General features: G+C 60.0%; 21 protein-coding genes. 11 read left to right on the top strand and 10 right to left on the bottom strand.

Annotated features, from left to right (window positions below; all coding sequences use genetic code 11):
* Window positions 1–60: 60 nt before the first annotated feature.
* The 3 genes from B2A78_RS15365 (at window position 61) to B2A78_RS15355 (ending at window position 4,285) form a co-directional block, all read left to right on the top strand.
* Window positions 61–1,590 carry a hypothetical protein gene (locus tag B2A78_RS15365; RefSeq protein WP_077730882.1) on the top strand — a complete coding sequence of 510 codons (1,530 nt, stop codon included), beginning with the start codon at window positions 61–63 and terminating at the stop codon, window positions 1,588–1,590.
* Between the two features lie 1,210 nt (window positions 1,591–2,800).
* On the top strand, window positions 2,801–3,847 hold the full coding sequence (locus B2A78_RS15360; protein ID WP_205780793.1) for a magnesium transporter: 1,047 nt from the start codon (window positions 2,801–2,803) through the stop codon (window positions 3,845–3,847).
* A gap of 222 nt (window positions 3,848–4,069) precedes the next feature.
* Entirely contained in the window at window positions 4,070–4,285 is a 216-nt protein-coding gene (locus tag B2A78_RS15355) for a hypothetical protein (protein WP_077730881.1), read from the top strand.
* Window positions 4,286–4,410: 125 nt separating this feature from the next.
* Here B2A78_RS15355 and B2A78_RS15350 read toward each other — a convergent pair whose 3' ends face one another.
* From B2A78_RS15350 to B2A78_RS15320, 7 genes are read right to left on the bottom strand one after another with little or no spacing between them, the layout of a single operon-like run.
* Window positions 4,411–5,139, bottom strand: a complete 729-nt coding sequence (locus tag B2A78_RS15350) for an RDD family protein (RefSeq protein WP_077730880.1) — start codon at window positions 5,137–5,139, stop codon at window positions 4,411–4,413.
* A gap of 4 nt (window positions 5,140–5,143) precedes the next feature.
* The gene (locus B2A78_RS15345) at window positions 5,144–5,950 is read right to left on the bottom strand and encodes a BPSS1780 family membrane protein (RefSeq protein WP_077730879.1); all 807 of its coding nucleotides are present in this window, start codon (window positions 5,948–5,950) and stop codon (window positions 5,144–5,146) included.
* Between the two features lie 26 nt (window positions 5,951–5,976).
* Window positions 5,977–7,287: a DUF58 domain-containing protein gene (locus B2A78_RS15340; protein ID WP_077730878.1), complete on the bottom strand. Its 1,311-nt coding sequence runs from the start codon at window positions 7,285–7,287 to the stop codon at window positions 5,977–5,979.
* 12 nt (window positions 7,288–7,299) lie between these two features.
* A complete protein-coding gene (locus B2A78_RS15335; RefSeq protein WP_077730877.1) occupies window positions 7,300–8,283 on the bottom strand; it encodes a MoxR family ATPase in 984 nt (327 codons plus the stop codon).
* Window positions 8,284–8,289: 6 nt separating this feature from the next.
* Window positions 8,290–9,645: a DUF4350 domain-containing protein gene (locus B2A78_RS15330; RefSeq protein ID WP_143735187.1), complete on the bottom strand. Its 1,356-nt coding sequence runs from the start codon at window positions 9,643–9,645 to the stop codon at window positions 8,290–8,292.
* Between the two features lie 3 nt (window positions 9,646–9,648).
* Complete coding sequence (locus B2A78_RS15325) at window positions 9,649–11,154, bottom strand: DUF4129 domain-containing protein (RefSeq protein ID WP_077730875.1); 1,506 nt, start codon at window positions 11,152–11,154, stop codon at window positions 9,649–9,651.
* A complete protein-coding gene (locus B2A78_RS15320) occupies window positions 11,144–12,151 on the bottom strand; it encodes a stage II sporulation protein M (protein ID WP_077730874.1) in 1,008 nt (335 codons plus the stop codon). Before B2A78_RS15320 ends, B2A78_RS15325 begins: the two co-directional genes overlap by 11 nt.
* 448 nt (window positions 12,152–12,599) lie before the next feature.
* Between B2A78_RS15320 and B2A78_RS26675 the strand changes: the two genes are divergently transcribed.
* The gene (locus B2A78_RS26675; protein WP_240502548.1) at window positions 12,600–12,797 is read left to right on the top strand and encodes a hypothetical protein; all 198 of its coding nucleotides are present in this window, start codon (window positions 12,600–12,602) and stop codon (window positions 12,795–12,797) included.
* Between the two features lie 95 nt (window positions 12,798–12,892).
* On the opposite strand, the gene B2A78_RS15310 is transcribed toward B2A78_RS26675, so the two are convergent.
* Genes B2A78_RS15310 through B2A78_RS15305 form a run of 3 tightly spaced genes read right to left on the bottom strand, consistent with a single transcriptional unit; the run spans window position 12,893 to window position 14,514 of the window.
* Window positions 12,893–13,261, bottom strand: a complete 369-nt coding sequence (locus tag B2A78_RS15310; RefSeq protein WP_077730873.1) for a nucleotidyltransferase domain-containing protein — start codon at window positions 13,259–13,261, stop codon at window positions 12,893–12,895.
* Window positions 13,254–13,907: a hypothetical protein gene (locus B2A78_RS25705; protein ID WP_143735185.1), complete on the bottom strand. Its 654-nt coding sequence runs from the start codon at window positions 13,905–13,907 to the stop codon at window positions 13,254–13,256. The genes B2A78_RS15310 and B2A78_RS25705 overlap by 8 nt, the downstream gene beginning before the upstream one ends.
* Window positions 13,894–14,514 carry an HNH endonuclease gene (locus B2A78_RS15305; RefSeq protein WP_143735184.1) on the bottom strand — a complete coding sequence of 207 codons (621 nt, stop codon included), beginning with the start codon at window positions 14,512–14,514 and terminating at the stop codon, window positions 13,894–13,896. Before B2A78_RS15305 ends, B2A78_RS25705 begins: the two co-directional genes overlap by 14 nt.
* 253 nt (window positions 14,515–14,767) lie before the next feature.
* On the opposite strand from B2A78_RS15305, the gene B2A78_RS26905 reads away from it, so the two are divergent.
* From B2A78_RS26905 to B2A78_RS15270, 7 genes are all read left to right on the top strand, one after another.
* On the top strand, window positions 14,768–14,896 hold the full coding sequence (locus B2A78_RS26905) for a hypothetical protein (RefSeq protein WP_276205399.1): 129 nt from the start codon (window positions 14,768–14,770) through the stop codon (window positions 14,894–14,896).
* A 273-nt stretch (window positions 14,897–15,169) separates the two neighbouring features.
* A complete protein-coding gene (locus B2A78_RS15300) occupies window positions 15,170–16,573 on the top strand; it encodes a DUF6513 domain-containing protein (RefSeq protein WP_077730871.1) in 1,404 nt (467 codons plus the stop codon).
* The gene (locus B2A78_RS15295) at window positions 16,570–17,148 is read left to right on the top strand and encodes a DUF447 domain-containing protein (RefSeq protein WP_077730870.1); all 579 of its coding nucleotides are present in this window, start codon (window positions 16,570–16,572) and stop codon (window positions 17,146–17,148) included. Before B2A78_RS15300 ends, B2A78_RS15295 begins: the two co-directional genes overlap by 4 nt.
* Window positions 17,145–17,852 carry a (5-formylfuran-3-yl)methyl phosphate synthase gene (locus tag B2A78_RS15290; protein WP_077730869.1) on the top strand — a complete coding sequence of 236 codons (708 nt, stop codon included), beginning with the start codon at window positions 17,145–17,147 and terminating at the stop codon, window positions 17,850–17,852. Before B2A78_RS15295 ends, B2A78_RS15290 begins: the two co-directional genes overlap by 4 nt.
* Before the next feature lie 12 nt (window positions 17,853–17,864).
* A complete protein-coding gene (locus B2A78_RS15285; RefSeq protein WP_077730868.1) occupies window positions 17,865–18,875 on the top strand; it encodes a quinone-dependent dihydroorotate dehydrogenase in 1,011 nt (336 codons plus the stop codon).
* 91 nt (window positions 18,876–18,966) lie between these two features.
* Window positions 18,967–20,157 (top strand): methyl-accepting chemotaxis protein, encoded by a 1,191-nt coding sequence (locus B2A78_RS15280; protein ID WP_077730867.1) that lies wholly within the window; start codon window positions 18,967–18,969, stop codon window positions 20,155–20,157.
* 375 nt (window positions 20,158–20,532) lie between these two features.
* The gene (locus B2A78_RS15270) at window positions 20,533–22,956 is read left to right on the top strand and encodes a tetratricopeptide repeat protein (RefSeq protein ID WP_143735183.1); all 2,424 of its coding nucleotides are present in this window, start codon (window positions 20,533–20,535) and stop codon (window positions 22,954–22,956) included.
* Window positions 22,957–22,964 lie beyond the last annotated feature (8 nt).

Raw genomic sequence — 22,964 nt, 5'->3', positions numbered from 1 at the left:
TTAATTCCTGCACAAACAGCGATGACGGCAACCGCAGCGAAACCATGAAAGGAGGACAATATGGCACGAGTAGAAGGATTTGAGCCGGCGAATAGCGACCAGGTACCGGTAGATGCTAATGGAAATCCCGTCGCCGTGGGCGTGTGGGGCGACTCCACCACCGGAGTAGGCGTGTTCGGCACGAGCGGCGCTCTCCCTCCTAACGTAGCGAACATCCCTACTAACATCGCCGGGGTGGAAGGCCACAGCATCCAAAATCCGGGAGTATTTGGCCGCAGCATCGAGGGCGAAGGTGTCGCGGGCGAAAGCTTGCAGAGCCTAGGTATGCTTGGCCGAAGTGCAGCCGGCACCGGCGTATTGGGCGTTACATTTGTTCCAACTCCCGACGCCTCCGGTGTCTTCGGCTCCAGCACTACCGGTGGTAACGGCGTGACCGGCTTCGTCGGCGAGGCCACCGGCGTGGTGGGAAGTAGCATCAGGGGTACCGGCGTCCGCGGGACTAGCGGCGATGGGGATGGCGTACTTGGTGAACGTTTCGGTGTACCTACCGGCGGCTTCGAAGCCGGCGTACGCGGACTCTGCGATGCCGGGTTCGGCGTCGTGGGCTCCAGCAACTCTCTAGTGGGTGTGTTCGGCTTAGCCGGCACAGAGCGAACAAGAGGCATTGGCGTAGCCGGAGCAGCAGTCAATACCGGCACCGGCGTATCTGGCGTAGCGGGAGAAGGCACGGGCGTGCGTGGCGATAGTGCCTCTGGCTCCGGTGTGAGTGGCAATAGCCGCGGTGGTTTCTTCAGCGCCGGTGTGAGTGGCGATAGCAGCGGTGGTTTCATCAGCGTTGGTGTGTGGGGTACAAGTTCTGCTCAAAGGGGCATTGGCGTGTACGGCAGAGGGGGTGAAGATGGATGGGCAGCATTTCTCGATGGAAAAGTCGAGGTTTTTGGTCCTTTAATCAAGTCCGGTGGTGGCTTCAGGATCGATCACCCCCTTGAGCCGGCGCACAAGTACCTTGCTCACTCATTTGTCGAGTCGGCCGAGATGAAGAATGTTTATGACGGGGTTGCGGCTCTTGACGGGAATGGGGAGTGTTTTGTGGAGCTTCCTGAATGGTTTGAAGCCCTCAATTGCGACTTCCGCTATCAGCTCACCTCTATTGGCGAGCCTGCCCCTAACCTTCATGTCGCTCGGGAGATTTCAAACAATCGCTTCAATATTGCGGGAGGTAAGTCGGGGATGAAAGTTTCTTGGCAGGTAACAGGCATTCGCAAGGATTCTTGGGCGCAAGCACATCCATTAATAGTAGTGGAAGAAAAGCCTGCGGATGAGCAGGGTTATTATCGGCACCCAGAGTCGTACAATCAGCCCCCGGAAAATAGCACTTTTTGGAAGGGGAACTCTGAATTAAGGCTTCAGCTTGCGGCGCAACAGGAAGGCTTATTCAGCAAAGAGATTGACCAGCTACGAGCCAAACAGATGGCATCTCCAGAAGAGCCATCGAAGATCGACCGCGCCCGCCTTGAGGAGGAGTGGCGACGGGTGGAGGAGTTAGTGCAGCGAATGGGCCAGCCGACCCTGAGTAAGGATAGCGAGTAAACGAGGGCCTCGGAAAGCCACCACAGGCAGGACACAAAGTCCGCGCACGAAACGGACGGTCACGTCTACATCGGTTTCACTTTCGATGTAGGGTGCGTTGCGTGCACCCTGCATCGTCGAACCGTATGCAGCGCACAGTATCTCCTTCATCATTTTCTAGCTTTTAGCTCCCCTGAGTACATTCCGCAAATATTTGCGGAATCTCGACTGATTGGCTTGATTGGCGGGGTTGTCCTGCAGGTTGCCTATGCCGCAAGACTTCCCTGAATGTACTTAGAGCGTTTTCATCTCGCTCGTACGGCAAAACAGGCTTGGCGAAAGTCGTTGGCGCCTTCGGCTCGGGTGAATTGATTCAAGCATTCGTAGGTCGGCAATCCTTTGCCGACGAAGACGCTCGGCGGGACGTGTCGTCGGGAAAGGATTCCCGACCTACTCGCGAGTGCCCGTACAGGCGGTATGAAAATGCTCTAGCCCTGCCTGTCAGCGCCCAAGCCTAACTGTGCGTATATCGACTCCTCCCCGAGCGCAAGAAACCGATCGATAGGGATGGCGACAAGGAAGCGCATGCAGTCGTATATCCGGCATCTTGAAGTGGGCTCTTGGTGGCCCGTGCCGACATGGAATCTGCGCACGGAGCGCCAATCGCTACAAGCGGCACGCGAGCTGCCGGCAAAGTTATCGGCGTCAATCCGTGTGGGTACAACCCTCTTAGCCATGATGGGCGATCGGTCTCAAAGCAAGCGAGTGAATAGGACATCAAAACTCTGCGAACATCATTGTCACGAAGCCACGGCATAGGCGCTGCGCGCCAGCTTGCGCCGTGGTCGGCACGGCGGCCGCTATAGGGATGGCAGCCCGCAGCGCGGCGTAACAGTTCCGCATCAACTTCGAAATCTTTTGATCACACTCCATGGTTATCCTTGAACGTGTTTATCGGACTATCGAAGTCTCCAATAGCGATCATCCAAGGCCCCGGTACCGGAATGCCGCTTTTCTCTCGGCCTTGACCATTGGCCGATAGAGACACGTGACGAAATGTAGTTCACGGAAACATCAAGAAATGCGCATAGGATCGCCCCGGTACACGTATAACCTGGCTTGGGGATTAATTCCGATACCCCCCAGCGGGACTTGACGGGTATTCGGTCGCAAGGGAAAGTGCGCCGATAAACTCGAACGAGCCGGCCTTGGTCGCGCTGGACTCCGAGTCATGCCCCAAATTGAACAAATGCAGAAAGCAAATATGGAAAAAGCCATCGAAAAGAAAAGACGCCCGCTGAAATCTCGTAAGAGAAATCACCGCCAGGGCGAAACGGCGGGCACCCACCTGACGGCCAGCGTACCCCGCGCTCATTCGAACGAAACCGCGGCGGCCGTTCAGGCTCGCTTGAAAGAACACCGCTTCGATCATGCTGAATTGATCTGTGTCACCGATCCGGAAGATCGGCTGCTAGGGTGTATCGTTCTGGAGGATTTGATCGCCTTGCCCGCGGAGACGCCTATGGGAGACGTTCTTAAGGCACTGCCCATGGTCCGCGTAGACGAAGATCAAGAGAAACTGGCGTCCTTGGCGCTGCACCATCGGCTGACCGCGGTTCCCGTCGTCGACCATGGGGGACATTTCCTCGGCGTGGTACCGCCCCTGGCGCTGATGCACATCTTGCGACACGAGCATGTGGAAGATCTGCACCGCCTCGCCGGGATCAAACGCGAGACGCATCAGGCGCGGGAAGCTATGGAATCGGCCCCGCTGCGGCGAGCGCGGGACCGGTTGCCTTGGTTGATGCTTGGTTTGGCGGGCAGCGCCTTGGCGACCCAGGTCGTTGCGCAATTCGAGGCACAATTGCAGGACCGGATCGCCATCGCCTTTTTCATTCCGGGTTTAGTTTATATCGCCGATGCCATCGGCACTCAGACCGAGGCCATTGCCGTACGCGGGCTATCGCTCTCTCATGCGAACCTCCGCTCGCTGCTCGGCGGGGAAATGCGAACCGGCCTACTGATCGGCCTTACCTTGGCCGCCGTCACTCTCCCTATAATCTGGCTGATCTTCGGGGACTTTTATCTGGCGCTGGCGGTTGCCGTGGCGTTGTTTTCGGCCGGCTGCGTGGCGACGACGATCGGGCTCTTTCTTCCGTGGCTGTTGGGGGAGTTGGGAACGGACCCCGCCTACGGCAGCGGCCCCCTCGCAACCATTCTGCAGGACGTCATGAGTCTTTTGATCTATTTCGCCGCGGTCAACCTCTTTTTATTTTAGAAAGCGGCAGGGAATGCAGTGACTTCGCTCAACCCGGCTTAAGCTGCCCTGCCCCCTCCGCCGGCTGCGAAACCGATGATCTTGCTCAGGCTACGATCTATTTCCGTTACGACGCTGTTCATCTTTTGGCAATAACGCTTTAATGGCGCTCCGGGATCGACAGCGTCAAGGATCGGTCTCAAGGCCATCAGCTGATCTTTTGGCAATCCGGAGCCACAATGTATGCATCCACACATCGGTCTAGATCATCTCACAGGCTACCGCTTTCAGATCATCGAGCTCAGTGCGGATACCAACACGGTACTGCTCCACTACGAAGAAACCGCCTGGCCGCAGGAGGTCGAACCCACCCGCCGGATGGCGTGGACCGAATTCGTCGATCATCTTATCCAGGGCCACTTTGAAATCCTGCGAGATCCCGCCCAGTCGGACCGGTGAAAATGGTTGTCGCGAAGCCCGTGCGGCATGCAGCCTCGTTATCGGAATCGAGGTGACAGGCTGCTCCACGGGAATGGGGCATTCGCGTTTATCGCCGGTTTCGCCGATCGGCGATCACGGGCCCGTTAATCCGTCTTACGGGCTGCCGATGCCTCTCGCCCCATCAGAAAATTGGCGATGCGAAAGAGCTTCTGCCGTCCTTGGGGCGGAGAAAGCCCCCGAGTCAGAGGGAAAGCCAATTCCGCCAGTTCTTCCGCGCGCTCTCGTGTGAGCGTGGCGCAACGCCGCCGGTACTCGATCAGTGCGTGCCGTTCGGAAGGGGTAAGGGAAAAAGGCGGGGGTTCCGCCTCGGAATAGTCGTCGATGACGGCGGATTGTCCGGCATCCGGCCGATAGACCACCACGGTGCCGGCCGAGATGTCGCCCAGCCGTTTGTTGTCGGCGTTGCACCCCATGGCGATGAGCCCGAACGCGTAGCCGACCGGCAAAGCGTCGACAAAGCGCAAGGTGTTGCGGATGAAGGCGGCATCCCAGCCCGCCGGCGTTCCGTCTTCGCGCAACACCGCCAATTTGCACAGGCGTTTTCCCGGCGTAGCGCCGTCGTTCAAGGCCTCGAACGCGATGTTGTAAAACCAGCCGAGGACGAAATAAGTCAGTATGACAAGACCCTGCCCCAATGCGCCGAAATACCGCAGCACCACCACGGCGCACACGAAAATCAGAAGACGTATCAGGGCGTCGATCATAAAGGCGCGCGCCCGCGCCGCCGGCCCGGCGACACGAAGTCGAAGCTCGCAGCCCTCCGGGGTGGCGACGGATCGGACGGTGTCGAGCGGGGCGGCGGAAGCGGTCATGGCGTCAAGCGATGAAGATGTCTTTGTAGGCCTTGTACGTCGAGCCGATGAACACGGGCATCAGGATCAGCCAACCCAGGGCCAAGGGGATGGTCGCGAGGAATCCCAGCACCATGCCCGCAATGCCGTAGACCAGAAACGGCATGATGTTGCGGAGACACCCCCTAAAGCTGAGACCCATGGCCTCAAGCGCTCCCTTATCATGAAACACGACCAAGGCCGGCGCGAACCAAACGGCCATCATCACCGGAACAAGCAAGGCCATCATCACCAGAACGGCCAAGAGAAGCACCATCAGATCCGGCGCTTCCGGCGGGGTTCCCGACAAAAAGCCCACTGCACCCGAAGCCCCGAGTGCAACCGCGAATACACCGAATCCGATCACCGCGCTTCCGAGCAGGTACAGCAAACCGACCAGCAGAAGCGTTGCGAAACGGCTCTGGAATCCCGCGAACAAATGGCCGAAAGCGAGCCCTTGACCTTGTTCGAGGGAACGGCAACCGAGCATCAAACCGCCGAACAGCACCGGGTAGGCCAGGCTGAACAAGAGGTTCACAAACGGAATCAAGTTGAGGACGATGCCCAACAAAAGCATGACGACGACAATTCCGATCCAGGTTCCGGGTGCCTCCTTGAACAATCCCCAGCCTTCGCTCAACCATGCCCAGCCGCGCCCGGCATCGTTCCGATTCGGCTTTTCCAGAAGCACGCCGTTATTCTCTGGAATGGGATCGGCCACTCGCGACCGGGGAGCCTGAAAGGGATTGTGGGAAGCATCGTTGGAAGACGGATCACGACCCGTAGTGTCCATAGGAACCTCTCTTCTTTTTGGTTTAGTTAAAAAACGCCGCTACGCTTCATGTCCCAGTAGCGGTTAACGAGCGCCACCGGCAGTTCCGCCGGGGCGACATCCAGTACGGCGACACCCTGGGCGCGCAAGGCGGCCAATTGCCGCCGGCGCTCGCGGCGGTAATCCACCGCCGCCGCATAGGCCAAGGCGCCATCCAAATCGGTTACCGGCTCATGGAGGAGAGCGTCCAAGGACGTTTCCCTCAAATTCGCCAGGAGCACCAGATGCCGCCGCCGCAGAATGGCGAGGGCCGGCGGCAGCGTGGATTCGTCTTCGTCGCGCAGATTGGTGAGGAGCACGATCAGCGAACGTTTGCTCAAGCGCTCGCATAGGGCCTGGCTGGCGATCAGATAATCGGACGTTTGCAGCGAGGGCTGAAGGTCGTGCACGGCATTGAGCAAGCGCTGCACCGTGACGAGCGATTTGCGGGGAGCGAAGTAGCGCGGCTCGGCCTGGGCAAAAGTCGAAAGCCCCACGCCGTCGCCTTGGCGCAAAGCCACGTAGGACAACAGCAGCAGCGCGTTCAGCGTATGGTCGAAATGCGACAGGGCATCGTCCTTGGCACGCATGCGCTGGCCGCAATCCAGCAGAAACACGATGTTCTGGTCTCTTTCGTCCTGATACTCGCGGGCGATGGGTTTGCGCTTGCGGGCAGTGGCCTTCCAGTCGATTTGCCGCAAGGCATCGTCGCGGCAATACTCCCGCAACTGGTGGAAGTCCAGACCCTCGCCGCGCCGCCGCCTGCGCAGAACGCCGATCTGGGACAAGCGGTTATCGGTCGCGAACACCGAGTATCGAGTGATTTTTTCGAAATCCGGGTAAACCCGCACCGTCTCATCGCCGCCGACCCGGTACTGGGTCAGCCATAGGCGCAGCGGCGAAAGAAGCCGCAACTCGATCCCGCCGAAGACATGGGGCCCCCGTTCCAGGGGCTGCGCCATATAGCCGAGTTTCGCCCAATGGCCGCGCGACAGCTTGAAAAACAAGGGCAAGCCTTCTGCGGAAAACGTCTCGGGATGGCGGTCGAACACCCAGCCCGCGACGCTGCGCTCGGGGCTGGCGAGGCGGAGACGGACGGTTTGCGTCACCCCTACGGGCCAGGCATCCTCGATTTCCCGCTCGACCCGCACCGGATTGCGGCGACTGAGGGCCAACCACCCGTCCGCCAGTGCCGCGCTCAGCAGCGCCGCCCCGGCGAATTGCCAGACCGCAAGCCATGACGGCCACACCGCCACGAACACGGCGAGACCGAACCAGGCGGCGAGCGCGATCAAAAGGACGCGATGAGGCAGGAGCACGAGAAACCCCGGTCAGAAGCGCGGCGAGGGAACCTGGTCCAGCAGCGCCCGGAGCAGCGTGTCGGCACTCGATCCCTCGATATCCGCCTCCGGAGAAGTCGCCACGCGATGGCGCAACGCCGGCAAAGCCACCGCCTTGATATCGTCCGGCGTGGCGTAACTCCGCCCCGACAGCAGTGCGCTGGCGCGGGCCGCGCGGACCAAAGCGATGCTGCCTCGGGGACCCGCGCCGATGGACAGGCGCGGATGCTCGCGGGTAGCTCGGCTTATCGAAACGGCATAGCGGAGCACCCGGTCGTCCACCTCCACGTGGGCCGTCAACCGCTGCAGCGCCGCCACTTGTTCCGGGCCGATCAGGACCGCCACGTTATCCACGGCCAATTCGCCCCCGGACCGGCGCTCGATCACCTGGCGGGTGAGCGCCAATTCTTCCTCCAGATCGGGGTAATCGATGCGTATCTTGAGCAGAAACCGGTCCAATTGCGCTTCCGGCAGCGGATAAGTGCCTTCCTGTTCGATCGGATTCTGGGTGGCCAGCACCATGAACGGTTGAGGGACCGCCATCGAGCGGCCTTCCAGAGTCACCTGGCCTTCCTGCATCACTTCGAGCAGCGCCGCCTGGGTCTTCGCCGGAGCGCGGTTGATCTCGTCGGCCAGCAGGAGATGGGTGAAGACCGGCCCTTCGCGGGTAATGAACTGGCTGCTGCCCATATCGAAGAAGGTATGGCCGACCACGTCCGAAGGCATGAGGTCGGGCGTGAACTGAATCCGCGCGAAGCGTCCGGAAAAGGTCTTCGCCAGCGCCTTCACCAGCAGCGTCTTGCCCAGACCGGGCACGCCCTCGAGCAGCACGTGCGCGCCGCAGAGCAAACCGATCAGCACCTCGTCGATCATACGCTCCTGGCCGATCAGCACCTTGCGGAGCTCGGCACGAATCGACCGGAGCAGCACTCCGGCCTTGTCCACTTGTTCATCGAGCAAACGGGTTACCGCCATAAATCCTCACAATCGTTGTTCGAGTTCTTGCACCGTGCGCACGCAATCGACGAAATGCCGCGGCGAAAGCTTGTCCGGTGCGGCCAAGACCGCCGTCACCCGGTTCTCGGGAATCCCGCTCATACCGGAGAGAATTCTCGCCTGTTCCGACTCGGAGACCTGCGCGATGTGCGGATGCCGCTGAAGAACATGTCTCCGCAATTCCTGCCGCATCACGTTTTCCCAGTGAGCCCGCCCATCTTCGCCGTGACGCCAGACGGCGCGTCCGACGGCGGAAAGATGCTCGATCAGGCTGCGCCTCGCCGGATTCGCCGACGGCAGCATCCCGCCGAACCGCGGCACGATACGCCAAAGCCAGGCCGCGATCAGCAGCGCGCCGCTGATCAGCGCCATCCACGCGGATTCGGCCAGCCATTCCCAGAGCGTCGGAACCTCGAGCCTGGTAGCCAGACGCACTTCGCCCTGCGGCTGGTAATGCCGCATCAGCCCCCAGATCAGTTCGGCGTGATCGTGCTCGCCGATCCGCCGATTGGAGAGAAACGTGAAGCCGTCGAGTACCGTAATCCGGCCTTGGCCATAGTCGTAATGCAGCACGGTGCTGCGCGTATCGACCACTCCCGCTTTCCAGACCGGTGCCGGGTCGGTCGGCACCAGACCCCAGCCGTTTGACCCAAACGTCCTTTGCAGCCGCAACGGCTTGTCCCGCGCCGGAAGACGCACTTCAACCGTATCCGGCTCGTCGTCGGACCGCGCATCCGAAGGTTCGCACATCTGCGCTCCATCCTGTTCGTCCTCCGCGCCGTCTTCCTCCGTAGCGGCGGTTTTCTTGGGCTCGATCTTCGGGGGTTCGTACCATCCGATCCCCAGACGCTTGAGGACGGGGTCGTCGACTTGGCGGTATTCCGCCGCAACGATCAAATAGCCGCCGCGGCTCACCCAATCGAACAGGGCGTCGGCGCGGCGTGCATTGACGTAGATGCGGCGGCCGCGATCCAGCAGCAACACCCCGCCCGGCGTCAGTTCATCCAATACCAAGGCATTGCTGACCCGCGCCACCGGCCGCCCGAGCCGTCCCATGAGACGGTCGAAAGCCAGATAGGGATCGCGTCGAGCCTCCTTGCCCGGTTTCTCCCAAGTCGTGACCGGTACGTAGTCGAAGTTGGAAAAAAACCAGGCGGCGCTCAGCGCGACCAGCGCCAAAACCCCTGTCGAACTCCAGATCACCGTTCGGCTCAGAGGTAGTGAAAAAACCGTCGCGAGCGGTCCGAGTCCGCGCCGAGAAGCGGAGGCGTACAAGGGGGTACGTTGAGCATCGCAGGCGCGGACTTGGGTCGCGCAGTAGGTTTTTTTACTGCCTCTCATATATTAGTCCGCGAAATGATCAGACCAGCGGTCGCAGAGATCGGCGAGTTGCGGCACGGGCGGCGCGGCATGGGCGTAAGCCGCGAGCTTCCAGGCCCGCAACAGCTCGGCGAAATAACGCTCGCCGGCCTCGTCGATTCGCCCCCGTATCCGCTCCAGGCAATTGCCTTCGGTATCCCCCGGGCGGAAGTCGACATAAGCGCGATGAATCAAAGAAACCAGCGCCCCGCGATAAAGCAGCGACAGTGCGGCGGCATATTCCCCCGCCTCAAGGTGCCGTCTCGCAGCGGAGACGAGGTCCGCCGGCAGCGAATCCGGCCGCACGTCCAAGCCGAACAGGGTTTCCGGAACGCTGCGGACGGCAGGACTCCGGATCAGCCATCTCTCGCGATAGCGATAAAGCAAAACGATCAGGCCCGCGGTCAGTACGGCGGCTGCGACAAAGCTGAGGCTCCGGATCGCCTTCGCCATCCACTCGGCAAACGTCTTCAACAGCTCCAGCGCACCGGAATCGTCCGATGGCGACTCGCTCTCCGAATCGCGGTAGCGCCACGTCCAATCCTGAACTTCCCGGCCGAATACCGGATCGGCCAACACCTCCCGAATCGCCCGTTCCGCTTCGCCGGTCTCGGCGACGCTCGCGGGAGGCTGGTCCGCGAAGACGTCACCGGGAGCTTGAAACCAGAACAGGCCGGCGAAACAAAGACACGCCATCATCAGGGCCGCTTTCCGTGGAGTCTCCTCCCGCCCTTCCGATTCCGCCTCGATGCGCCGGCTCAGACGGCGAAAACCCAGCTCGATGTCCCAGCCTTCGAGTTCGTTGCGGCGATTGAGATACAGCGTGAAGCCGGCGGCGACGTAGAACGGCTCGATCAAAGTCTCCCCCGCCAGATACGCGAGGTCGGACAGCACCAAGAGCCAGGCGTCCGACTCGCCGTGAAAAAGAGCCGCCCAGTCGAAAAGCGGCTCGATCTCCCGCGGCCGAAACAGTTCGATCGAAAGGATCAGCGAAATCTGGAGAAATGCCGAGAAATGCGCACAGAGATAGGTGAGCCACACCGCGCATCCGCGCGTCTTGCTATCGAGCGCCCGGCGCCGAGCCGCCGCCGCTCGCCCGCGCTGGCCCTCCAGTTGCGCGATTGGAAGATGAAACGAACGGGCCAAGCTGAAACGCCCTAGGGTCAGCCCCATGAGCAAGCCGGAATTCCGGATGAGCCGCGGCAGCGACCGCCAAATCTCCCGCGTGCTCGGCGCCCGTCCGAACGAGGCTTCCGCGTAGACCTTCAACAGTATTCGATCGAACAGCGGCTTGAACCACCACACGCTGATCGCGGCAACGGCGGGCCACTGCCACAGGAGAAGAAACACGATCAGAGCGAACGGCACCATGGTGGCGAACCAGGCACGATAAACCAGCCGATGCCAGTGCCGCAGCACAACCAATCCCAGATCCAGGGCCTCCCAGGGCGTGCGTCGGCGGAGATCCAGACAGAGTCGTTCAAGCTGCACGGCGGCTTCGTCCGACGAGAGAGAAATAGGCCAGCAGCGAGAGCCAGAATGCCATCCCGACGCCGTATTTGAGCTCCACGGGAAGCGTTCGGATCGGCGACCAGAACGCTTCCACGAAAGCGGCGCAAAAAGTCAGTCCGGCCGCTGCGTAAAGGAGATGCACCGCCCGCTGCGCCGCCCGCTTGACCGCATCGGCGCGGCGGAGTCTCCCCGGCGCAATCAGGGCCAGTCCGATTTTCAGGCCGGCCGCACCGGAGAGTACGGCGCCTATCAGCTCCGGCGCGCTATGCCCCGCGACGAAGCCCCAAAACGTCTCGATATAGCCGACTTGCGTCAGATACCCCGCCACCGCGCCGATCACCAGCCCGTTATAAATCAGGAAAAATACGCTCCCGAGGCCGAAAGCGATGCCCCCTGCAAAGCACTGGAAGTCGATGCGCACATTGTTGGCAATGTAGAACCCCAGCATCATCACGTCGTCGGACGCATCCCGAGGCCGCCCCAGCCGTTCCGCCGTCGGGGCGTACATTTCTTCCACGGAACCCACCGTTTCCGGCGAGAGCAGGAAATAAACGCCGTCCGGATAAAACTGAAGCACGGCGAGAGAGAGAAACAAAGGCAGGAAAAACAGCGCCGCCGAAGCCCAGACCAGCCTGGCCTCGCTCCGGACCAGAACCGGCAAATCGTGCAACACGAAACGAAGCCACCGGCCTCCCCCCGCCCTGCGGGCGCCATAAATGCGCTGATGGACCGCCAAGACCCGATCGCGCAGCGCATCGAGCAGAGGCTCCGAATAGCGGCGGTCCCGCGCCAGGGATAAATCCCGGCACAGCCCCCGAAACTGACGCGGCAAACTCTCCACCGTGATCGCCGCCAGCCCCGGCTCGGCACCCGAAGCATCGCTCCGCTCCCCCCTTCCGCGAAGCCCGCCCGCCAGCCACCGATCCCACGCGTCCCAATCCGCTCGCCGCGTTTCGATGAATTGATATTCCTTCACATCCCGGTCCGAAAAGATTTGAAGGCTTAGTTTAGTCCAGGTGGGCGATCTTGGCCGCCGACCATGCTCGTTCCCAAGCTCCCGCTTGGGAGCCCCGCATCGGAAGCTCCGGCTTCCACTCGTCCCCGAAAATGAACGACTAAACTCAAACCCATGCCCCGTAGCCGCTACCATATCCTGCAAAATCAATCGCCCCACTTCCTAACGGCAACGATCAACCACTGGCGGCCGCCGTTCACCCGCCCGGAAACGGTGAATATCGTGCTGGATTGCTGGCGGTTCCTGCAGCTGGAATCCGGCTTCCAGCTCTACGGCTACGTCATACTGGAAAACCACCTGCATCTCATCGCCGCTTCGCCCAATCTGAGCCGGGATATGCAGCGCTTCAAGTCCTACACGGCCAGGCAAATCGTCGCGTACCTTAGCGCAGCGCGGATCGGCCAAAATATTGGAACTGCTGGCGCTATTCAAGCGACATCACAAAACCGAGAGCACCTACCAGATTTGGGAAGAAGGCAATCACCCGCAACTCATCGAATCGGAAGCGGTCATGCGCCAAAAAATGGACTACATCCACCAGAACCCCGTCAAACGCGGCTATGTGGATCAGGCCGAGAGCGTTTTTCGCCGCAGCATAGCGGTGTGAATTGGGAACTCGGCACACACCCCGAATGCAGGCACAAATATGGTTGTAGGTCGGCAATCCTTTGCCGACAAAGACGTCGGGAAGGGATTCCCGACCTACGGCAGCTCACAGGAGGCAAACTCCACGCGCAGCGGAAAGTTTGGTGTCCTTGTGTAGCCGATTGTTGGCCTTGCCTCGAAAATATCAACGGCTCGTTGCTCAGCCAGGAAATCGAGTTCCTTTTCTTCTGCGGTGGTCATGTAGGTGACATCCAGCGGAACTACTCTATCAATAGCGTCGAGTTGTCTCTTTATACCCCGCAAGTCAACGCCTTTTTCATACACAACCAAAAGATCGATGTCCGATATAGCTCGTGTTTTCCAAAATACTGAACCGAAAGCATAAACCTTAGCGAGAGAAGCCACTATCAGACTATTACCTCTTAGTGCAGCTATCAAAAACGAAAATGCAAAGTCTTTAAGCACTATTAATAGCTCCCAAAAATTGAGCCCACTTTAAAACAGCTGTCTCCGCTGAACGCGCTGCATTGATGGATTCACAGGAAAGTCGGCAATTGGGATTAGAAGCCAGTATAAAGTCACATTTTCCATATACATCAATACCGGTTCGAATTGCATCAGCGGTGAGGTCGTAATCATTTAGAGCTAAGACTCTCAGAGGCTTTCCGCTAAAGCGATTAACTAAATATAATCGATTATTGAGCCTGGTTACACTCGATACTGCCGCATGCTGCCTGAGACCACGTAGGATAAAACGTGTTTCTTTTGGAAGATATTCTCGAAATTCTTTTTCATTTGCTGCGGTATATAGATCGCCTAGCCCTCCAACGCCGAACGGCACACTCGCGGCGTACGAAAGCACGCTACCATCGAAGTATGCATTTCTTGGAATATTTAAGAGAAAATGGACTCTGGAATTTTGACAGGCGGCAGGAATATTGGTTAGGTAAACCTGTTTTTGTGACATCACCGCCACAATAATCTCGCGCTCACATTCCTTGACATGCAATGTAATCAAATGATCTTCAATAGGCACGGCTTTAATTATTTCTCCATGTGAGATCAGTTTGTCGCAGGCCCATGATGCAGCCGAATAGTCAGAGGACGTCATAATTACTATCCATAAATATGGCTTCAAACCCTACGGGGAACTGCCGCCCGTTTTCGTCCACTCCCGCTAAGTGTTTTGCTTCAAAGTCATCAACATGCTGACGGAATTGAATTAAAAGCAGCCTTTCGCCTTCGTCTAATAAGTGTATATTTGCATCACAGACACTAAGGATCTTGCGATTGTTCGGTATGATCTTTGACCTTATTTTCCGTATCCATTGGTTTGGGAGTGTGCTTTCCGGGTTAAACCGCTCATCTGTCATTGGTCCATACTCATGAAAGATAAATGCGTTTTCGCTGAGAAGCGATTCAATTCTTTGTCTTACATCTTTCCTAGACTCATATCTTTGTACTCCAAAAACATCTGCTATCCGTTGTTTGTGCATCGCCTTCCAATCTAGAAGCATTTCGATTGGGAACTTGTCCTCAGCCTTGTCAATCATCGTATGACATGTTGGACACAAAAGGATCAAGTTTTCATATCTTGCACGTTGCTCAGGAGTTAACTCTTGATTAGAACGAGGCCCAGCATCTCCAGCGCTAATCACGTGAGCAATCTCAGCGATGTGAATAACCTCCTCTTCTATATTCCGAAAGATTTCAGTCAAGCAGCCCGGATTCCCGCAAAACCCGCCTGAATCAGCGAACAAGCGCAGCTTAGTAGTTGTTGGTGGTGAAATTCTTCCGTTTACGCAAGTCATGGCTTTCAGGGGCTTAACAAATGATTGAGCGGTTTCTGTTTATCATCCGCGATGCTTTTACCAAACATCCCCCTGCCAGACAACGCGCCCCCGATTTTCATGATCTATCCTTCTGTCTATCTTCCCGTTCCGCAAGATAGGCCGATCTGGATATCCGCGCATGCTGGCTTCTCCCACGGAATTATCCCATCGCTACGGAGTCCTGCTCCTGCAACAGGGCATCGCAAGTCAGCCCCGCCCGCCCTATGTGAGATGGCTGCACTACTACTGGGATTTCTGCCATAAGTAGGCCTTTGAGCCCAACGATCGAACGAATCTTCCGGCTTTTGATGAAACGCTTCGCGCAAAGAACCAGGCAGATTTAAGGTCGAGATCCAGACGTCCATTAAGAGTTTCGTAACCAGCAGCTCTGCAAGGACGCAGGGCTTTTTTTCTGAACAGTGTGGCATGTAAATCCGTCCGCCAAAGCCTGAAGCCTTCGGCGAGCGTCCCACCGATCTTTGTTATAATCCCGCGGTCCAAGTCTCAAGCACGTCCATTCCACCACCTTCCCCACCCTTAAATGCCCGAGCACATCCTGTTTCTCACCGGCAAGCTGGCGGAAAAGCAGTTGCGCCGCACCCTCGAGGAGATGGAGCCGGAGTTCGGGTATACCGTGCATCAGCTGGGGCTGACGGTGGCGGCGCTGATGACGGCGGATATGATCCGGCGGCGGCTCAAGGACACCTTCGGGGCCGACCGCGTGCTGGTGCCGGGACGCTGCCGGGGCGATCTGGAAACCTTATCGAAGGACATGGGCATTTCCATCGAGCGCGGGCCGGAAGAATTGCACGATCTGCCGGAGTTTTTCGGCAAGAAGAAGAAAAAGCCGGACATCACGCGTTACGAACTTCGCATATTTGCGGAAATCGTCGACGCGCCCCGGATGGACATTGACGGCATTCTGCGCCAGGCGCGGGACTACCGGAAGGACGGCGCCGACGTGATCGATGTCGGCTGTTTGCCGGAGACGCCGTTTCCGCATCTGGAGGAAGCGGTTCGCGCGCTCAAGGCCGAGGGGTTTCAGGTCAGCGTCGATTCGCTGGAAAACGACGATCTGCTGAGAGGCGGCACGGCGGGCGCCGACTATCTGCTCAGCTTACATGAAGAGTCGCTGTGGATCGCCGATCAGGTGCCCTCGACCCCGATTCTGATCCCCGCCAAGCACGGCGACCTGGATTCGCTGGATCGAGCCATTCAAGCCATGCGGGCCAAGGGCCGAGAATTCATCGTCGATCCTATCCTGGACCCCATCCATTTCGGATTCACCGAGTCGCTGGTCCGCTACCACGAGATTCGGAGGCGCCATCCTGATGTCGAGATCATGATGGGGGTCGGCAATCTGACCGAGCTCACCCATGCCGACACCGCCGGCATCAATGCGACCCTATTGGGAATCTGCTCGGAACTGCACATCAAACAGATTCTCGCCACCCAGGTCAGCAAGCATGCCCGCAAGGCTGTGCGCGAAGCCGATCTGGCGCGCCGCATCCTGTTCGCCGCGCGCGAACTGAATACTCTGCCCAAGCATATCGACGACCGGCTGATGGCGCTGCACGAACGCGCTCCATTTCCGCTCAGCCGCGATGAAATCGACGAAATCTACCGGCAAATCAAGGACCCGAGCTATCGCATCCTGATCAGCCCCGAGGGCGTGCATATCTTTAACCGCGAAGGCTTTCACACCGCCGCAGACCCGTTCGAGCTGTATCCGAAGCTGGGCGTGGAAACCGACGGCGGCCATGCCTTTTATCTGGGGGTCGAGCTGGCCCGGGCGCAAATTGCCTGGCAGCTCGGCAAGCGTTACTCGCAGGACGAGCCCTTGCAGTGGGGCTGCCACGTGGAAGCGCCCGAGCCGACGATCGATCCGCACGCCTACAAACCGGCCGGGTCGACTTTGCAGAAAACACCGAAAGACGAAGAATGATTCGCGAGACCATCATCACGAGCTGCTCGCCCCAAGGCGTTGCGCATATCGCGCCCATGGGCGTGCACGTATTGGACGACGAACTGCTCATCATGCCTTTCCGGCCGTCCACGACCCTGGATAACGTTCTGGCCACCCGCACGGCCGTCATCAATTACACTGACGACGTGCGCGTCTTCGCCGGCTGCCTGACCGGCCGGCGCGACTGGCCTCTGCTTCCGGCGGAAAGCGTCCCCGGCCAAAGGCTGGCCGAAACCCTCGCCCATGCCGAACTGGAACTCCTGCGCTGGGAGGAGGACGAACTCCGCCCGAAGCTTTATTGCCGCGTGGTTCACGAAGCGAATCACGCCCCGTTCCGCGGCTTCAACCGGGCGCAATTTTCGGTACTGGAAGCGGCTATCCTGGTCAGCCGCCTGGATAGGCTGCCGTGGGACAAGATCGAATCCGAACTCGCCTATCTCCGCATCGGCCTGGACAAGACGGCTGGTCCCAACGAACTGGAGGCTTGGGGCTGGCTGATGGATGCGGTCGAGGCGTTCAAACACGGCAAGACGGACAAGGCAGCTCCGATATGACCGGCATGCTCGCGAGCGTTGCCAGCCTTGCCGAAGCCCGGCAGGTTCGGGAAATCGGCGTCGACATCGTCGATTTGAAAAATCCCGCCGAAGGCGCCCTGGGTGCCCTGCCCGTCGCCGATGTCGGCCGCATCGTCAGCCAGCTGGGCCGCGACCGGCCGGTCAGCGCCACCGTCGGCGATCTGCCGATGGAAGCCGATGTCGTGTTGTCCGCCGTGAAAGCAATGGCGGCGACCGGCGTCGATTACGTGAAAATCGGTTTTTTCCCGGGCGGGGACTGGGCCGGCCTCATTCATGGCTTATCCTCCTTAGCCCGCCGCAATGTACGTCTCGTTGCCGTCCTGTTCGGCGACGAATCGCCGGAGCTGCATTGGGTCGGAGAACTCGCTACGGCCGGTTTCGTCGGAGCGATGCTGGACACGCGCGACAAGAAAAAAGGATCGTTGCGGCAAGTATGCCGGAATGATTATCTTCGGGCATTCGTTGCCGAAACCCGCTCGCACGGCTTGCTGTGCGGCTTGGCCGGATCGCTTCGCGTGCCGGATATCGCGCCTCTCCTGGCATTGAAACCCGATTACCTGGGCTTTCGGGGCGCTCTGTGCGGCGGGGATCGTACCGATGCCCTGGATCCCGAGTCCGTACTCACCGTTTTGAACCTGGTCCATGGCGAATGCGTTAACGCATCGCCGCGAATCACCGCGTAATTTCGAAAACCCATGCTCTACGACTCGCTCCGTCCTCTGCTGTTTCGACTCGACCCCGAAACCGCCCACCATCTAAGCCTGGCCGCTCTTCAAGGCTTTAGCCGGCTGGGATCGCTGAATCCCCTTCATCATTCGGCCGCCCCCAAGCCGCGAACGGTGATGGGCCTCAGCTTCCCGAATCCGGTAGGTCTGGCAGCGGGGCTCGACAAGAACGGCGAATGCATAGACGGCCTGGCCGCTCTGGGCTTCGGCTTCATCGAGATCGGCACGGTGACGCCCCGCCCGCAACCGGGCAATCCGAAGCCGCGTTTGTTCCGCCTGCCCGAGGCCGAGGCGCTCATCAACCGCATGGGATTCAATAATAAAGGTGTGGACTACCTGGTCGAGCAGGTCAAAAAGGCGCGTTACAGCGGCATATTGGGCATCAACATCGGCAAGAACCGCGATACCCCATTGGATCGGGCGCTCGACGACTATCTGATCGGATTGCGCAAAGTGTATCCGCACGCCAGCTATGTCACGGTCAACATTTCCTCTCCCAATACGCCCGGCCTGCGCGACCTCCAGGCCGGCGAAAACCTGGACCATCTGCTGTCCGGCTTGCGGCAGGAGCGGGAGAATCTGACCCAGACTCACGGCCGGCGCGTTCCGCTGGCCGTCAAGATCGCGCCCGATCTCGAACCGGGGCAAATCAAGCAGGCGGCGGACGCCCTGGTCAAATACGGAATCGATGCGGTGATCGCCACCAATACCACCGCCTCCCGAGAAGGCGTCGAAGGACTCGCTCACGGCGAAGAAACCGGCGGACTCAGCGGCCGCCCTTTGTTCTGCAAATCGACCGATGTGGTCGCCCGACTCGGGCAGGCTTTGCAGGGCGCCGTTCCCATCATCGCTTGCGGCGGCATCGCCGGCGCCGAGGACGCTCGCCGGAAATTCGAGGCCGGCGCGGAATTGATCCAACTCTACACCGGCTTCATCTACCGGGGCCCGGCTTTGATCAGGGAGATCGTCGAAGCTTTGTAACAGCCGCCCTAGTCTCTCCCTACGGCTCGAAAATTTCTGACTAAACTTGTGACTCAGGTTGCAAAACAATAATTAACCCAGAGATCGAGCCATGCTGAAATCCTTCGTAGAAAACCTGAATTTATCCCGCCAGATGTACCTGGCCATGGGTGTCGGCATCGCCGGCGTCGCCTCGGTGACTTTCATGAGCATCAAGACGGCGGGCGAAAATGACGATATTACCGGCGTAATCATTACCGCGGTCGCGGCATCGGTCACGATGCTGGCACTGGCCGCCTATTTGGGCCGGCACTCCGCAAAACGCGCCGAAAAACTGGTGGACGCGCTGAGCGCGATGGCCGCCGGCGACTTAACCAAGAACATTTCCCTGGAGGGCAAGGACGAATTCTCGTGGATGGCCTGGAAATGCAGCACGGTGATCAAAAACCTGGCCGGCATGGTGCGGGATATCGTCAAGGATGCCGAACAAGTGGCGGCGGCGGCGGAAGAATTGTCGACGATCACCGAGCAAAGCCGGCAGCGCGTCTTCAACCAGAACGAGCAAACCGAGCAAGTCGCCTCGGCCATGACGGAAATGTCGGCGACCGTCCACGAGGTCGCCCAGAACGCATCCCGCGCCGCCGAAGCCGCTCAGGACGCCAACGAACAGGCCAAGAACGGCACCACGGTCGTCAAGCACACCATCCAAAGCATCAATGGCCTCGCGACCGAAGTGGAGAAAACCTCCGAAGCCATCAACAAGCTGAAAGAGGATAGCGTGGCCATCGGCGCCGTTCTGGACGTGATTCGGGGCATTGCCGAGCAAACCAATCTGCTGGCCCTCAACGCCGCCATCGAAGCGGCCCGCGCCGGCGAGCAAGGCCGCGGCTTCGCTGTGGTGGCGGACGAAGTCCGCACTCTGGCAAGCCGCACCCAACAATCGACCCAGGAAATCCAGGGCATGATCGAACGCCTCCAGACCGGGGCGAACCAGGCCGTCTCCGCGATGGTGCAGGGCAAGAGCGCGGCCAAGACCAGCGTCGATCAAGCGATCAACGCCGGCGAATCGCTGGAGATCATCAATCGCTTCATCGACACCATCAAGGACATGAACACCCAAATCGCGGCGGCCGCCGAGGAACAAAGCATCACCGCCGAAGAAATCAACCGCAATGTTGTCAACATCAGCGGAATCTCCCATGAAACGGCTCAAGGCTCCGAGCAAACGGCAGCCGCCAGCGAGGAATTGGCCCGACTGGCCTCGCACCTTCAGGAACAGGTCGGCCGCTTCAAGATCCGCTAGCCGTCCGCCGCCGATCGATTTCGGTTCGGAACATTTGTTGCCCATAACTGGCGTGATCGTCCTCAGTAGGTCGGCAATCCCTTGCCGACGAAAGTGTCGGCAAGGGATTGCCGACCTACGAACTCCCACCCTTACTTTCCCGAAGAGGATGGGCACGGCTTAAGGCCTTTGCCCATCCTGCGTGCTGAACCCGATTTCGACTGCCAGTCGGGACCGTGCCGGTCCGAACCTGCGTCGAATCCGGAAAGTCGCCGCTGAACCGGTCGGCTGACAGGATTCATTCGATACCGCATCCGTACATCTCCTTGAATCGCGAATGGCGATTTTTTGCGATAATCCCCGTTCGCATCTCGTCCCCTGCTTTCCAACCCGCCGATGAAATCCAAACCTTCACCGCTGAAATCCGTGCCGGCACTGAAAGCCGCGGCCCAGCGCGCTCTCCAGAGCGGGTATTTCAAGGACGCGATCGCGTCTCTGAAGGACCTCTTGAAACAGGAGCGCCGGCAGGAGTCGGAAGACCTGCTGGCCGAGGCCTATCTGGGACGTGCCCGCGAACTGGCCGGGAAGGGCATGTTCCAGGAGGCGGCGATGCTGTGGGAGAACCATGCCGGTCTTCGCCCCGGCACGCCGCTTTCGGGGGAGTACCTGACCTGGCTGCTCAAGGCCGGGCAGATGGTGAAGCTCGGCCAGGCGCTGGCAGCGGTCCCCGATGACTTTGTCGCCTCCGCGACCGGGCGGCGTCTGGTCGAGGCCGCGGCTTTGCTGGCCCTGGAAAACGACAAGCTGCTCGATGCCCTGCCCAGGGAGCATGCCATCGTCCGGCAGCAGCCGCTGCTCCGGAAAGCCCTCGCGGCTTATGCGGAGCGCCGGGAAGCCGAAGCGGAGGAATGCCTGCGGCAGGTATCGTCCCGCTCGCCGTACCGAAATCTGCGCACTCTGCTCAAGGGCCTCCTCGCGGTGGAACGCGATCCCGACGGGGCGTCGGAAGTCCTGGACCGCGTCGATCCCGATTCGGCCTGCCGGAATCTGGCCGCGGCTCTGCGCGAACAGTTGGCAACCCCTGCGCCGGACGTGGCGGCTTATCTCAAGCTTCCGCCGAAGCTGCGTGCCGTCGCCGACAAGCTGAAAGGCTACGGCAAGAAGGAACTGGCGCTGTTGCGGGACATCCAGAACGCCGCCCAGGCCAAGGGTGCCCGGCCGCTCCTGGAAGCGGTCCTGCGTCACCGCGCCGAACTGGGCGAGGCCGAAAGCCGCCGCTTCTGTCTCGCGGCCCTGGCGGATTCCCCGGAGGCCATCCCGCTCTACGAACGGGCGTTCGGCAAGCTCACCCCGTTCGAACAATGCCGCATCAAGGCGCTCCACGCCGAAGAGATACTCGATTATCCAGAGGCCAGCCGGTATTGGCAGGAATGCATCGCTCTCTTGAAGAATGCCCCGCAGGGCCGCGATGAACCTCTCACCCAGGCCCTGATCTTCCGCCATGTGGCCGACCTGGCCGAGAAGGAATTCCCCGAGTTGGCCATCGCTTGCCTGGAACAGAGCCTGGAACTGGACCCGGACGACAAGCCAGCCTACCTGAGGCTGATCGGACTGCTGGAGCAGTTCGACGACGCCAAGGCCGCACTGTCCTGGCTGGACCGCGCCGTGAAGCGCTATCCGCGGGACCCGGAGGTTCTGCTTCCGGCGATGCGGGCGGCCCAGCGACGCAAGGCGTTCAAGAAGGTGGCGAACTATGCCAAGACCCTCCTTGAAGTCGACCCCATCAACAGCGATGCCCGCCGCTTTCTGCTGGAGGCTCATCTGGGCCACGCCCGCAAGCAGCTGAAAGCCAGGCGCGCGGATCTCGCGGAAGCGGAATTGGCCGTGGCCCGCAAGCTCGATCCCCAGCGGCGCAGCGCGGCCCTGCTCTGGCTCGATGGGCTGTCGGCCTTCTGGCAGGCCGACAACGAACGCTGCCGGAATCTTTGGCAGGAGGCATGGGCCGCCGCGGGCGGCGGCGCGGCGGCCTGGTTTCAGTGGGCGATCGAAGTGCTCGCGGCGGATATGCCCCTGAAGGGTTCCGACAGGCTCGTCCAGGGGCTGGACAAGGAGCATTCGGCGGACAAGGCGGAACTCATGGCCCTGGTCAGGCTGCTCGGCCAGTACCGCGGGGAGGGGCGGCAGAATCTTTCGCAGGCTCTCCACAAGCTGGCGCCGATGCTGAAGCGCAGCTTCAAACAGGCGGAACTGTCCGAGGAGGATTTCTTCGGCCTCTGCCAAGGCTTCGGCGCTGCCGGCCAATACGAGCTTCTGGGCGAATGCGCGAAACAGGCGGCGAGGCGGTGCCGCTACGCGCCGGTGTTCGCGTATTTCGAGGTTTATGCGAAATGCCGGGGCGATGCGGGCAGGCTGCTGCCCATGGATGGGCTCCGGCTACAGATGAATCTGGACCAGGCGCACCAGGCGGGCGACCGCCGCACCGCGGCCTTGATCGATCAATTCCTGCGCAAGCACGAGGAATCCCTGCAACCCGATTTTCATGAGGCTTTTCCGGACGGGCTGGACAGTCTCGACGAGGAGGCGGCCGAGCGGTTCGCGGAGCGCATCGAGGAACTCGACCGCTTGTCCCCCGAGGAACGGGCGAAGGAATTGCTCGGCGACTATCCCCCCGAGCAGCTCGAGAAGCTATCGGAGAAGGATGCGCTGGGTTTGATTCTCGACAAATTGCTGGGCGGCCTGGGTGTGGACGCGAGCCGGATTCTGGACGGACTGCCCCTGCCCGGCCGCGGCAAGAAATCCAAGAACACGAAAAAATCCTAGGAGAGTCC

The sequence above is a fragment of the Methylocaldum sp. 14B genome (genome assembly GCF_002005105.1).
Taxonomy (GTDB): domain Bacteria; phylum Pseudomonadota; class Gammaproteobacteria; order Methylococcales; family Methylococcaceae; genus Methylocaldum.
This window is presented reverse-complemented; position numbering and strand designations above follow the sequence as displayed.